Consider the following 12,745-nt stretch of genomic DNA (forward strand, 5'->3'; position numbering starts at 1 on the left):
GCCATGAGCGTATCCAGACTTCTCTTCATCGCCGGGCTATCGGCCGCCGTGGCGGCGGCGGCCGGGCTGGCCGCTGGCGTGTCGGCTGCGCAGGACCACACCGCCGCCACGCTGAAGCCGGCCAGCGACTTCGAGCAGATCACTGACAAGACGGCGCGCGCGGTGGCGCTGTTCGAGGAAGCCGGAAAGGTCATCCAGCATCCGCGCTGCGTCAACTGCCATCCGGCCGGAGACAAGCCGCTGCAAGGCATGGGCATGCATCCGCACCAGCCGCCGGTGGCGCGCGGCGAGGCGGACATCGGTATGCCGGGCATGATGTGCGGTACCTGCCACGGGCCAGCCAATGTCGACGTCGTCGCCCAGGCCGAGACGATCAAGAGCATTCCGGGTAATCCCGCCTGGCACCTGGCGCCGATCGAGATGGCGTGGGAGGGCAGGTCGCTCGGCCAGATCTGCGAGCAGATCAAGGACCCGGCCCGCAACGGTGGCAAGACACTGGACGAGATCGTCGAGCACATGGCGCATGACGACCTCGTCGGCTGGGGCTGGGACCCCGGCGCCGGCCGTGAGTCCGTTCCGGGTACACAGGAGGTGTTCGGCGAACTGATGCGGCGCTGGGCGGCGGACGGCGCGGCCTGCCCGAAGGCTTGAATTCCGCCGGAAGCGCCGGTCCACCCACCGATTTGACGGCGTTTTCGGCGTCGAACCGCCGAAAACGCCTTTGTCCCGCTCTTCGGGCGGCATTTTCCCTACAGATTTCCAGGGTTGCAACGCCCTTTGACTTCCCGCGCTTTCTGATATTCTGCGACTGGGGGAGTCTGGGAGGGTGTGTGACGGCGAAAACTCCAGGTGGAGCGCCGCAGGAGGGGCTGGCGGACCGCATCTATGAGGCGTCGGTGGTTCCGGAGCTGTGGCCGGGCGTTCTTAGGGGGCTCACGCAACTTTCCGGCACGGCCTGGGCAACCGTCGTGGCGGCGCGCGACGGCGAGGCCCGCTGGGCCGTCTCGTCGCCGGAGGCGGAAGAGATCGTCAGGGCGCATTTCGACCGGTTCGCAAACAACATCCGAACGGCGAGGCTGCTGGCCAAGCCCCATGTGGGGTTCATCACCGACTACGACGTCCTCACGCAAGAGGAGATGGACACCGAGCCGCTGTATCGGGATTTCCTGATCCCGCGTGGCTACGGCTTCGGCGTCGGCACCAGCATCATGCCGCCGACCGGGGACATCATCGCCGTGCATTGCGAGGGCCGGTTTGCGGCGGGCGCAATCGGGCAGGACGTCGTAAGACGGCTCGATTCCCTGCGCCCGCATCTGGCGCGCTCGGCGCTGGTCTCGGCGCGGCTGTCATTCGAGCGGGCGAGGACTGCCGTCGAAACCCTGTCCGGAATCGGGCTCGCGGCCTGCGCGGTCGACCAGTCGGGTATGGCGGTGGTGGCGAACCGCGGCTTTGAGGCCGAACCGGACTTGTGGACGACACGCGGCGGCAACCGGATCGCGCTCATCGACCGCCGCGCCGACCGGCAGCTCTACGAAGCGCTCGGCACGATCGCCACGGGGGAGGGCGTCCGTTCCCTGCCGATGGTCCCAGCCGCGGGCGGCGCGCCCGCCGTGCTGCATATCGTGCCGATCCGGAGGCTGGCGCACGACCTGTTCGCACGCTCCGCCGCCATACTGGTGCTGACCAAGGCGTCGGCCGCTCCGACGCAGGCGACCTCGCTGCTGCAGGCGCTGTTCGACCTGTCGGCGAAGGAAGCCGACATTGCGGCGCGGATATCGGCGGGAAGGACGGCCGAACATATCGCGCTGGCAGACGGCAAGAGCATCGACACGGTGCGCAACCAGGTGAAGAGCGTTTTGCAGAAGACCGGCTGCCGCCGCCAGGTGGAACTGGCACGGTTGCTGGCGCAGTTGGTGCCGCGCGGTTGAGCAGAGGGACCGGCATGCGGGGCGAAGTGGCACTATGGCCGTTGGAGGCGCTGTGAACCAGGAACCGGGGGGCGTCGTCGACCGCATATACGAGGCATCCGTCTTGCCCGAATTGTGGCCGGGTGTGCTGCGGGATTTCGCCGAGATCGCGGACAGCCGCGAGGCGGTGATCGTGGCGACGGGCGGACCCAGCCTGAAATGGATCGGTTCTTCGCCGCGCATGGAGGCGCTGACGCGCGGCTTCTACGACTATCCGGGCGGCCAGGAGCGGACGCGGCGGCTGCTCGCCGCGCGCCGCGGCGAATTCATCACCGACTTCGACGTATTCACCCAGGAGGAAATGCGCGACGAACCGGTGTTTGCCGACTACCTGTATCCCGAGGGGTTTGGTCGCGGCGTGGCAACGGTCATCAACGTTCCGAGCGGCGAGACGATCGTTTTTCACGCCGAGGGCGATCACAGGCTCGGCCCTTTCCGGCCGGGGCTCCTGCAACGGCTGAATTCCCTTCGGCCCCACATCGCCCGTTCCGGCCTCGTCTCGGCACGGCTGGAGTTCGAGCGGGCGAGGACGGCCGTTGAAACACTGTCGGGCATCGGGCTCGCCGCCTGCGCGGTCGACCAGGCGGGCCTGGTGATCGTGGCCAACACCGGCTTCGAGAGCGAGCGGTCGCTGTGGACGACCCGCGGCGGCAACCGGGTCGCGCTGACCGACCGCCGCGCCGATCGCCAACTCTACCAGGCGCTCGACATGATCGGCGCCGAACATGGCGTGCGCTCGCTGCCGGTGGCCGCGCCGATCGGCGGCATCCCGGCCGTGCTGCATGTCGTGCCGATCCGCCGCGCCGCGCACGACCTGTTCACGCGGGCCGCCGCAATCCTGGTGTCGACCAAGGCGTCGGACGCGACGCCGGCCACCTCGCTGCTGCAGGCGATGTTCGATCTATCCTCGACCGAGGCCGACGTAGCCGCGCGGATCTCGGCGGGCAGGACGGCCGAGCAGATCGCGCTGGCCGACCGCAAGAGCATCGATACCGTGCGCAACCAGGTGAAGAGCGTTCTGCAGAAGACCGGCTGCCGTCGCCAGGTGGATCTCGCGCGCCTGCTGACACAACTGATCCCGCCCGTTTCCCAGGCAAAGCCTGCCTCGGGGGCTTCGCTCGACGAGGAGGCCGGCCGTGCATGAGCCGCTGGTGGACCGCATCTACGAAGCGTCGGTCCTGCCGGAGCTGTGGAGCGGCGTCATCGCGCAGATGACGGAAGCCGTCGAAGGGCAGGCCGCCTTGCTCTCGACGATCCAGGCGAATTCGGCGCACATCATCTCGACTTCCGAGGACTTCAAGGAAACCTGGGAATACATATTCAGGCATTTTTCGGGGGCGGCGAACCACAGAACGCAGCGGCTGCTCGCCGCCAGGCATGCCGGCTTCCTCGTCGACGCCGACGTGTTTGGTGCGGACGAGATCAGGAACGACCCGCTCTACACCGAGGTCCTGATCCCGCGCGGCTATGGCAGCGGGGTGGCGACCGCCATCCACTATCCGGACGGCGCCGCCATCATCGTCAACGTCGAGCGCGCCGCCGCACGCGGCGCGTTCGATGCCGCGGCGGTCGGGCGGCTCGACGGCCTGAGGCCGCACCTGGCGCGCTCGGCGCTGATCTCGGCGCGGCTCTCCTTCGAGCGGGCGCGTACCGCCGTCGAGACGCTTTCCGGCATCGGCCTGGCCGCCTGCGCGGTCACCCAGGCCGGCGCGGTGCTCGTGGCAAACCGGGAATTCGAAACGGGCGGCCCATTGTGGACGACGCGCGGCGGCGACCGCGTCGCGCTTGCCGATCGCCGCGCCGACCGGCAGCTTCAGGAGGCGCTGGGCACGACCGCCACCGGGCTGGGCGTGCGCTCGCTGCCGCTGCTCGCCCCGGAGGGCGGCACGCCGGCAGTTCTGCATGCCGTGCCGATCCGCCGCGCCGCGCACGACCTGTTCGGCCGGGCAGCGGCCATCCTGGTGCTGACCCAGGCGTCGTCGGCGCCGACGCAGGCGACCTCGCTGCTGCAGGCGCTGTTCGACCTGTCGGCGACGGAAGCCGGTATCGCTGCGCGAATCGCGGCGGGCCAGACGGCCGAACAGATCGCCCTGACGGACGGCAAGAGCGTCGATACCGTGCGCAACCAGGTGAAGAGCGTTCTGCAGAAGACTGGCTGTGCCCGCCAACTCGACCTGGCGCGGCTGCTGGCGCAACTGATCCCGCCGCTCTAAGGGTTCCATAACCATCCTGCGGGTCAGACCATCCCGAAAGCCCGCCCACAGGGCCGTCTAGCCCAAATGGGATATGACCTTCGCGCGAGGCTTGAATATCCTCAATTGTGGGAGGCAGGCTGATGAAGTCTGCCGGGATTCGGCGCGGGGGCCCCGGATCTTTGAAAAAAGGGCAGGGTCATGTGTGCGCAGGCACAGGGCGGGGCAGCATCGTCGTCCTCGCCCGGGGAACGGTTAGCGGGGGCGCCGTTTCCGGAGACAACGAAGTTCTTCTGTCGTCGCGGGTGGGCGTGGGAACGGCAGGAGGATCTTTGGATGACGCAGTCCGGTTCGATCGGGCGCGTCGGTCTTGACCGCCACGCGGCATGGTCCTGTCCTTTCCCCACCTCGACAGAATGTTTCGATCGGATCGGCTCTAGCCAGGAGATGCGCTGAAGGCAGCGTCGCGGCCTCGGTCGCGCGGCGGAAATGCGTTTTTGCGGGACGTAGGCCCTTTGTCCCGCCGGCCATCTTCCCGAAAGGGAAGGTGGCCTCATTTTGTCAGCATCTACGCGCCGGCCGGTAGGCCTGCCTGCAAAAGCGCCTCAGGCGAAGGCGCCGTGGCAATGCTTGAATTTCTTGCCGGAGCCGCAGGGGCAGGCCTCGTTGCGGCCGACCTTGCCCCAAGTCGAGGGCTTTGCCGGATCGCGGTCCTCTGGGGCCACGACGCGGTCGACCGAAACGCGGGTCATTACCGCCGCGTCGCCAAAGCTGTCGTCGTTGAAGTCGTCTTCGCCGGTGGTGGCGTCGATGTGCTGGCCGAACGTCCGCGGCGCCTCGGGCGGCGGGGCGTCGGCGGCCTCGCGCACCAGTTCCACGCGCATCAGTTGCGCGGTGACGGCCTGGCGCAGATTGCCGAGCAGCGACTGGAAGAGTTCGAAGCTTTCCGACTTGTATTCGTTGAGCGGGTCGCGCTGCGCGTAGCCGCGGAAGCCGACAACCGAGCGCAGGTGATCGAGATTGACCAGATGCTCGCGCCACAGATGGTCGAGCGTCTGCAGCAGGATGGAGCGCTCGACATAGGTCATGACCTCGGGGCCGAAACGCTCGGCGCGCTCGCCGGCGGCGGCGTTGGCGGCAGAGGTGACGCGCTCGCGGATCTGCTCCTCGTCGATGCCTTCCTCCTTGGCCCACTCCTCGACCGGCAGGTCGAGGTTGAGGGATTCGCGGCAGCCCTGCTTGAGGCCGTTCACGTCCCACTGCTCGGCATAGGCCGTCTCGGGAATGCATTTGGCGACGAGATCGTCGATCACGTCCTGGCGCATCTCGGCGACGGTCTCGGACAGGTTGTCGCCGTCCATCAGCGCGATGCGCTGCTCGAACACCACCTTGCGCTGGTCGTTCTGCACGTCGTCGTATTTCAGCAGGTTCTTGCGGATATCGAAGTTGCGCGCCTCGACCTTCTTCTGCGCCTTTTCCAGCGCCTTGTTGATCCAGGGGTGGATGATCGCCTCGTCTTCCTTGAGGCCGAGTTTTTGCAGCATCCCGTCCATCCTGTCCGATCCGAAGATGCGCATCAGGTCGTCCTGGAGCGACAGGTAGAATTTCGAGCGGCCGGGGTCGCCCTGGCGGCCGGAGCGGCCGCGCAACTGGTTGTCGATGCGGCGGCTCTCGTGGCGCTCGGTGGCGAGCACGTAAAGGCCGCCGGCGGCGATCGCCTTTTCCTTCAGGCGCTCGACATCGGCGCGGATCGCCGCCTCGCGCGCCTCGCGCCCGGGGCCGGGCTCGACGTCCGCAAGTTCCTCGGCGCAGCGCATGTCGGCATTGCCGCCGAGCTGGATGTCGGTGCCGCGGCCGGCCATGTTGGTGGCAATGGTGATGGCGCCAGGCCGGCCGGCCTGGGCGACGATGCCGGCCTCCTGCTCATGGTAGCGGGCGTTGAGTACCTGGAAGTCCTTGATGCCTTCCTGACGCAGCCGCTCTGCAAGTTGCTCGGATTTTTCGATCGACGTGGTGCCGACCAGTATCGGCTGGCCCTTGTCGGACGCCTCGCGGATGTCTCGGATGATCGCCTTGTACTTCTCCTCGACGGTCCGGTAGACCTCGTCGTCCTCGTCGAGACGCATGACCGGCTTGTTGGTAGGCACCTCGGTGACTTCCAGCCCGTAGATGTTGCCGAACTCCTCGGCTTCCGTCGCTGCCGTGCCGGTCATGCCGGCCAGCTTCTTGTACATGCGGAAGTAGTTCTGGAAGGTGACGGAGGCCAGCGTCTGGTTCTCGGGCTGGATCTGGACGTGCTCCTTGGCTTCCAGCGCCTGGTGTAGCCCTTCCGAATAGCGGCGGCCAGGCATCATGCGGCCGGTGAACTCGTCGATGATGACGATCTCGCCGTTGCGCACGATGTAGTCCTTGTCCTTGCTGAACAGGCGGTGGGCCTTCAGCGCATTGTTGACATGGTGGACCATGGCGACGTTTTCCACGTCGTAGAGCGACTCGCCCTTGAGCAGGCCGCGCTCCTTGAGCAGATCCTCTACCTTCTCGGTGCCGGCCTCGGTGAAGATGGCGGTGCGCTGCTTCTCGTCGATCTCGTAGTCTTCCGGCGCGAGTGTCACGATCAGCGCATCGACGACGTTGTACATTTCGGAACGATCCTCGAGCGGACCTGAGATGATCAGCGGCGTGCGCGCCTCGTCGATCAGGATCGAGTCGACCTCGTCGACGATGGCGTAGTTGTGGCCGCGCTGCACCATCTGGGCGCGCTCGTATTTCATGTTGTCGCGCAGATAGTCGAAGCCGAGTTCGTTGTTGGTGGCGTAGGTGACGTCGCAGGCATAGGCCGCCCGGCGCTGCTCGTCGGAAAGGCCGTGGACGATGACGCCGGTGGTCAGGCCGAGGAAGCCGTAGACGCGGCCCATCCATTCGGAGTCGCGCTTGGCCAGGTAATCGTTGACGGTGACGACGTGGACGCCCTTGCCGGCCAGCGCGTTGAGATAGACGGGCAATGTGGCGACCAGCGTCTTGCCCTCGCCGGTGCGCATCTCGGCGATGCCGCCATTGTTCAGGACCATGCCGCCGACGAGCTGCACGTCGAAGGGGCGCATACCGAGCACGCGGCGCGAGGCTTCGCGCGCCGTGGCGAAGGCGGGGACCAGGATGTCGTCGAGACTGGCACCGTTGGCTAGATCGGCCTTGAACTGTTCCGTGCGGGCGCGCAGCGCCTCGTCGGACAGCGCCCGCATCTCATTCTCGAGCCCGTTGATGGCTTCGACCCGCGGTCTCGTCGCCTTGACGCGACGGTCGTTGGAGGAGCCGAAGATCTTACGGGCGAGGCCGCCGAGACTGACCATCCATGGTCCTTTCAAAACACGGTATTCCGGCGCCTGCGCCGGCGGACCGCAGTCCTCGCCTAAGCGTATCGCAACGGAAGAAGGCGCCCGGAAATGGTTCTGGACGCCAAGACGAAGGACAGATAAGAGGGGGCACTTTCGATGTCAACGCCGCGGCAACGCTTGAAGTGCCGGCGAATCCGGCCAGATTCTCCCCTTGTCGCCGCGAACGCATTCTACCGGAGAATATTGTTATGAATTTCCGTTCCCGTCGCGCCAAGCTCGCCAGCCTTGGGCTCGCGGCCGTTCTTCTCGCCGCAGCACCTGGCGCCGCGCTGTCGCAGGAAGCCGCGGCCGATGCCGGCAAGGCGACCCCTGCCGATCCCAACAAGGTCGTCGCCACCGTGGACGGACAGCCGGTCACCGAGGCCGATCTCAGCCAGGCCATCCAGGATCTCGACCAGCAGTTTGCCCGGCTTCCGGAGGAGCAGAAGCGCGCCGCCGCGCTGTCGGCGGTAATCGAGATACGCCTGCTCGCCGCCGAGGCGAAGGCCAAGGGTTTCGACCAGTCGGACGAATACAAGCGCCGCATGGCCTTCCTCGAGCAGCGCGCGCTGCATGGCGAAGTGATCGAGAAGGAAGTCGCCGCCACGATCACCGACGAGGACATCCGCAAGCGCTACGACACCGAGATCGCCAACACCCCGCCGGTGAACGAGGTGCATGCCCGTCACATCCTGGTGAAGACCAAGGAAGAGGCGGACGCGATCGTCAAGCAGCTCGACGGCGGCGCCAAGTTCGAGGACATCGCCAAGGAGAAATCGAGCGATCCTGGTTCGGGCGCGCAGGGCGGCGACCTCGGCTGGTTCGGGCCCGGCCAGATGGTGCCCGAATTCGAGAAGGCCGCCTTTGCGCTGGAGCCGGGCTCCTACACCAAGGAGCCGGTACAGTCGCAGTTCGGCTGGCATATCATCAAGGTCGAGGACAAGCGTGCCAAGCAGCCGCCGGCCTTCGACCAGGTGAAGGAGCAGTTCCGCTCGCTTCTCCTGCGCGAAAAGTACTTCGCGCTGGTCAAGCGCCTGCGCGAGGCCGGCAAGGTCGATGTGGCCGATCCGGAACTGAAGAAGGGCGTCGACGCGATGGAAAAGGCGGAGCAGTAGGTCGCCCCGGCGGTCGCGCCGCCCCAGAAAAAGGAGGCGGTGCGCGAAAGGCCTTGTTACACAACTTGTCCGGAAACGGACTGCTTGTGGTTTTTCGAGCGGTTTTGAGGTTTTTCTGGCAAATTCCAGAAACAAAGCCACACGATCGGAACATCTTTCTGAAACAGAGTGCCGCTAGCTTCCCTTGCATCGCAGGGGAGCGGGATGTTTGGCGGATTTCTCCTGCTCAACGCAAGCTGCCGAGGCGCTGCGGGGCAATCGTGCCACGCGTGTGTTCGTGCGGTCGGAACCCAGGAGAGAGCAATGACCAAGCTTATCGCGGCAGCGGCGCTGGCCGTCCTTGCCTTCGGCGGCGAAGCAGCCGGCGGCGAACTGAAGCCGATGCACGCCAGCAGCATCGATCTCGGCACGATGACCGGGATTGCCTATTTCACCGTCGAGCCGGAAGGTTATCACGTCGTCGCCACCTTGATCGGCAATGATTCCAGCGACCCGGTTCGCTTCGAAGCTGTCCTTGTGTCCGGACAGACCGTCAAATTGTCCACACCCCGAGAAGTAGGGATGCCGCCTGTCATGGTCGAAATAAGCTGCGTGGCCGACCAGGTCGTGATCCAGGAACCAGCCGCGATCAACTGATCCGGCATGGCGCGGCTGCAAAGCGCCGCGCCATGGTCCATCATTTCGGCAACCCGCGCCGCGCACCTTTGATGCGCGGCGTTTCTTTTGGATCTTGCAGAAGCGGTTGCGCGAGCTGCCTATGCCACGATCGTCCCAGACTGAGTCCCTTCAGCGTTTCGGGCGCATGATGTTCGCGCGGTGGCCAGCGCCCTTGCGCAAAGGCACGGGGTGAGGCAAACGGAGCGCAATCCCGCAAGCGCTTCGCATCGAGGCCCCGATGTCCGCCACCGTCTCTCCGCTCGCCCCGAAAAAATACCCAAAGATGCCGGCTGTCGAAGGCGTGCGTATCGCCACGGCCGAGGCGGGGATAAAGTACAAGAACCGCACCGACCTGCTGGCGATGGTGTTCGACGAGGGTACGACGGCGGCCGGCGTGTTCACGCGCTCGAAATGCCCGTCCGCCCCGGTGGATTTCTGCCGTCACAATCTTGCCGGCGGCAAGGCGCGGATGCTGGTGGTCAACTCCGGCAACGCCAACGCCTTCACCGGAAAAAAGGGACGCGAGACGACCCGCATGACCGGCGAGGCGGCCGCCAAGGCAGCGGGTTGCCCGGCCGGCGAGGTGTTCCTCGCCTCGACCGGCGTGATCGGCGAGCCGCTCGACGCCGGCCGATTCTCGCATCTTTTGGCCAACATGGCGAAGGAGGCCAAGCCCGAGCGCTGGAGCGATGCCGCCAAGGCGATCATGACCACCGACACGTTTCCAAAGGTCGCCACCGCGACGGTGAAGATCGGTGAGACGGAGGTCACCCTCAACGGCATCGCCAAGGGCGCCGGCATGATCGCGCCCGACATGGCGACGATGCTGTCCTTCGTGGCGACGGATGCGCCGATCGACGCCCCGGTGCTGCAGGCGCTTCTGTCGAAGGGCGTCGGCCCAACCTTCAACGCCGTCACCGTCGACAGCGATACCTCGACCAGCGACACGCTGATGCTGTTCGCCACCGGAGCGGCGGAGAAGCGCGGCGCGCCGCGCATTGCCGACGTCGCCGATCCGCGGCTTGCGCAGTTCAAGCGAGCGCTGAACCGGCTGCTGAAGCAACTCGCACTGCAGGTGGTCCGCGACGGCGAGGGCGCGCGCAAGCAGGTGGAAGTGACGGTGACCGGCGCGAAATCGGCTCGCTCGGCCAAGCGCATCGCCCTGTCGATCGCCAATTCGCCGCTGGTCAAGACGGCTGTGGCCGGCGAGGACGCCAATTGGGGCCGCGTCGTCATGGCCGTCGGCAAGGCCGGCGAGCCCGCCGACCGCGACCGGCTGGCGATCTGGTTCGGTGACAACAGGCTCGCCTTCGAAGGCGAGCGCGATCCCAACTACTCGGAGACGAAGACGTCCGCCTATATGAAGCGTGACGAGATCGCCATTCGCGTCGACATCGGGCTCGGACGCGGCAAGGCGACGGTCTGGACATGCGACCTCACCAAGGAATATGTCGCGATCAATGGCGACTACAGAAGCTGACACCGAGGTGGCGGGCATCGTCCCAGTGCCGGAACTGACGACGGTCCGCCGCTTCGAGGCGGCGGGGTTCCGCGCCTGGCCGGCCGGTTCGGTGCATTATGACGGCGCGTGGGCGATCAGGCTGACGCCGCACCATCCGGCCAAGCGGCTGAACTCGATCAACCCGCTCGATCCGGGCGACGCGTCCGACATCGAGGCGCGGCTGGAGCGCGCGGCCTGGCGGTTCGGCGCGGCGGGCCGGCCGCTGACCATGCGGCTGTCGCCGCTCGGCGCGCCCGCTATCTCCAGGCATCTCGACGAACTCGGCTGGACGCTTTTCGACCAGTCGCTGGTGATGCGGCTGGCGCTCGGCGGGGCGGCGGTGGACGAAGCGATGGACCAGATTCCGATGAAGGATGTCGGCCGCTTCGTCGGCGCGGCGGTGGCCGTGCGCGGCCAGGATGCGGCGCTGGGGCAGGGGTTGGCGCGGGTCATCGAGACGATCCAGCCCGAGGCCGGGCTGTTCGTGCTCGAGCAGGACGGCAGGCCGGTGGCGACGGCGGTCTGCGTGCATGATGGGGATCTCGCAGGCCTGTTCGAGATCGCCACGGCGCCGTCGGAACGCGGCAACGGACATGGTCGGCGCATCGTGCTGTCGGCGCTGAAATGGGCGCGGCTGCGCGGCGCGCACACGGCGTGGCTGCAGGTGGAGGCAGGCAACGTGCCGGCGCTGGGACTCTACGAAACCATCGGCTTCAAGGAACTCTACCGCTACCACTACCGGCAGCCGCCGGACGCGGGGCCGTAACGTGGACGCAAGCCCGGGAAAACCCATCCTGCTGGTTTCGGCCTGCGCGCTGATCGACGCCGACGGGCGCGTCCTTCTTTCGCAGCGTCCTCCGGGCAAGACGCTGGCCGGGTTGTGGGAATTCCCCGGGGGCAAGGTCGAGCCGGGCGAAACGCCCGAGGAAACGCTGATCCGCGAGTTGCGAGAGGAGATCGGCGTCGAGACGCAGACGGCCTGTCTCGCTCCGCTGACCTTCGCCAGCCATTCCTACGAGGCCTTCCACCTGCTGATGCCGCTGTTCGTCTGCCGGCGCTTTTCCGGCATCCCGACCCCGAAGGAGGGGCAGACCCTCAAATGGGTGCGGCCAAAGCAGATGCGCGAGTACCCGATGCCGCCGGCCGACGAGCCGCTGATCCCGTTCCTGATCGATCTTCTGTAGCGGCGCCCGGCCTGCATACGTGGCTCCGTGCGGGCCCGATGGCGCCGATTAAGAAAAAGTTTATTCGAATATGAACGAATAGGTGGACGGCAGGCACCACAATGATCGATTCGACGGCGGCAGGGGCGGCATGGCTTTCGACGACCCGGAATATGACGACATCCATCGCGCTCGCGCGCGGCTCGAGGCGGCGGGCGGTGGCGCTCTTCGCGTGGCGCTTTTGTTCGGCTCCGCCGCGGTGGCGCTTGCGCTGGTCGTCTCCCAGGTAGTCGGCAACCGGTTGAGCAGCCATGTCGCGAGGGGCGACGTGCAGGGCATCGACTTTACCGCGACCGGCTCGATCGGCAATGCGGGCACCTATACGATCCGCAAGAGCGTGCTGCAGCCGACGCCGAACTCGATCTGCATCCTGCACGACAATGGAACGCGCGAAGGCGAGTGCTGAGCCGCCGCCGATCCCCGTAAATTCAGGCTCGCACTTCATGCAGCGTTAAGGCTGCGGCGTTAACCTTCCTTAATCTCTTGCCGCTAGGTTAGCCTCCGAGGATGAGGCCGATGACCAAGATGATCCGCGGATTTCTGCAAGATGAAGGTGGCGCGACGGCCATCGAATACGGGCTGATCATTGCGCTTGTCGCCCTCGCGATCGTCGGTGGGGTCGGCAGTTTCGGCGACCAGCTTGAATATCTCTGGGGCGACAACAACGGCAAAATCCAGCAGGGTCTTAGCACTCACTGAGATCTTGCGCTTCGCATTTC

At 66.3% G+C, this 12,745-nt stretch carries 12 protein-coding genes; 11 read left to right on the forward strand and 1 reads right to left on the reverse strand.

Features of this window, described 5'->3' with window-relative positions:
• Positions 1-3: 3 nt before the first annotated feature.
• The 4 genes from RB623_RS01405 to RB623_RS01420 all read left to right on the forward strand — a co-directional run bounded on the left by RB623_RS01405 (position 4) and on the right by RB623_RS01420 (position 4,180).
• Positions 4-651, forward strand: coding sequence for an Isoquinoline 1-oxidoreductase subunit (locus tag RB623_RS01405; RefSeq protein ID WP_308054950.1), 648 nt, complete (start codon positions 4-6; stop codon positions 649-651).
• Between the two features lie 179 nt (positions 652-830).
• Positions 831-1,928 (forward strand): helix-turn-helix transcriptional regulator, encoded by a 1,098-nt coding sequence (locus RB623_RS01410; protein WP_308054951.1) that lies wholly within the window; start codon positions 831-833, stop codon positions 1,926-1,928.
• Between the two features lie 52 nt (positions 1,929-1,980).
• Complete coding sequence (locus RB623_RS01415; RefSeq protein ID WP_308054952.1) at positions 1,981-3,111, forward strand: helix-turn-helix transcriptional regulator; 1,131 nt, start codon at positions 1,981-1,983, stop codon at positions 3,109-3,111.
• Complete coding sequence (locus RB623_RS01420) at positions 3,104-4,180, forward strand: helix-turn-helix transcriptional regulator (protein ID WP_308054953.1); 1,077 nt, start codon at positions 3,104-3,106, stop codon at positions 4,178-4,180. The genes RB623_RS01415 and RB623_RS01420 overlap by 8 nt, the downstream gene beginning before the upstream one ends.
• A gap of 584 nt (positions 4,181-4,764) precedes the next feature.
• On the opposite strand, the gene secA is transcribed toward RB623_RS01420, so the two are convergent.
• Positions 4,765-7,506: a preprotein translocase subunit SecA gene (gene secA / locus RB623_RS01425; protein ID WP_308054954.1), complete on the reverse strand. Its 2,742-nt coding sequence runs from the start codon at positions 7,504-7,506 to the stop codon at positions 4,765-4,767.
• A gap of 233 nt (positions 7,507-7,739) precedes the next feature.
• Between secA and RB623_RS01430 the strand changes: the two genes are divergently transcribed.
• The 7 genes from RB623_RS01430 (at position 7,740) to RB623_RS01460 (ending at position 12,725) form a co-directional block, all read left to right on the forward strand.
• The gene (locus tag RB623_RS01430; RefSeq protein ID WP_308054955.1) at positions 7,740-8,645 is read left to right on the forward strand and encodes a peptidylprolyl isomerase; all 906 of its coding nucleotides are present in this window, start codon (positions 7,740-7,742) and stop codon (positions 8,643-8,645) included.
• Between the two features lie 303 nt (positions 8,646-8,948).
• A complete protein-coding gene (locus tag RB623_RS01435) occupies positions 8,949-9,281 on the forward strand; it encodes a hypothetical protein (protein ID WP_308054957.1) in 333 nt (110 codons plus the stop codon).
• A 259-nt stretch (positions 9,282-9,540) separates the two neighbouring features.
• Positions 9,541-10,782, forward strand: a complete 1,242-nt coding sequence (gene argJ / locus RB623_RS01440) for a bifunctional glutamate N-acetyltransferase/amino-acid acetyltransferase ArgJ (RefSeq protein ID WP_308054958.1) — start codon at positions 9,541-9,543, stop codon at positions 10,780-10,782.
• Positions 10,763-11,569, forward strand: coding sequence for a GNAT family N-acetyltransferase (locus RB623_RS01445; RefSeq protein WP_308054959.1), 807 nt, complete (start codon positions 10,763-10,765; stop codon positions 11,567-11,569). The genes argJ and RB623_RS01445 overlap by 20 nt, the downstream gene beginning before the upstream one ends.
• A gap of 1 nt (position 11,570) precedes the next feature.
• Positions 11,571-11,987: a (deoxy)nucleoside triphosphate pyrophosphohydrolase gene (locus tag RB623_RS01450; RefSeq protein ID WP_308054960.1), complete on the forward strand. Its 417-nt coding sequence runs from the start codon at positions 11,571-11,573 to the stop codon at positions 11,985-11,987.
• Positions 11,988-12,117: 130 nt separating this feature from the next.
• The gene (locus tag RB623_RS01455) at positions 12,118-12,432 is read left to right on the forward strand and encodes a hypothetical protein (protein ID WP_308054961.1); all 315 of its coding nucleotides are present in this window, start codon (positions 12,118-12,120) and stop codon (positions 12,430-12,432) included.
• A gap of 110 nt (positions 12,433-12,542) precedes the next feature.
• Positions 12,543-12,725, forward strand: coding sequence for a Flp family type IVb pilin (locus tag RB623_RS01460; RefSeq protein WP_308054963.1), 183 nt, complete (start codon positions 12,543-12,545; stop codon positions 12,723-12,725).
• Positions 12,726-12,745 lie beyond the last annotated feature (20 nt).

It is taken from the genome of Mesorhizobium sp. LHD-90, assembly GCF_030929505.1.
GTDB lineage: Bacteria > Pseudomonadota > Alphaproteobacteria > Rhizobiales > Rhizobiaceae > Kumtagia.

What these genes read in the sequence shown, in the direction of transcription:
- RB623_RS01430 (WP_308054955.1), top strand. Translation starts at nt 7,740, where the DNA reads ATGAATTTCCGTTCCCGTCGCGCCAAGCTCGCCAGCCTTGGGCTCGCG.
- secA (WP_308054954.1), bottom strand. Translation starts at nt 7,506, where the DNA reads ATGGTCAGTCTCGGCGGCCTCGCCCGTAAGATCTTCGGCTCCTCCAAC.
- RB623_RS01435 (WP_308054957.1), top strand. Translation starts at nt 8,949, where the DNA reads ATGACCAAGCTTATCGCGGCAGCGGCGCTGGCCGTCCTTGCCTTCGGC.
- RB623_RS01445 (WP_308054959.1), top strand. Translation starts at nt 10,763, where the DNA reads ATGGCGACTACAGAAGCTGACACCGAGGTGGCGGGCATCGTCCCAGTG.
- RB623_RS01405 (WP_308054950.1), top strand. Translation starts at nt 4, where the DNA reads ATGAGCGTATCCAGACTTCTCTTCATCGCCGGGCTATCGGCCGCCGTG.
- RB623_RS01460 (WP_308054963.1), top strand. Translation starts at nt 12,543, where the DNA reads ATGACCAAGATGATCCGCGGATTTCTGCAAGATGAAGGTGGCGCGACG.
- RB623_RS01455 (WP_308054961.1), top strand. Translation starts at nt 12,118, where the DNA reads ATGGCTTTCGACGACCCGGAATATGACGACATCCATCGCGCTCGCGCG.
- argJ (WP_308054958.1), top strand. Translation starts at nt 9,541, where the DNA reads ATGTCCGCCACCGTCTCTCCGCTCGCCCCGAAAAAATACCCAAAGATG.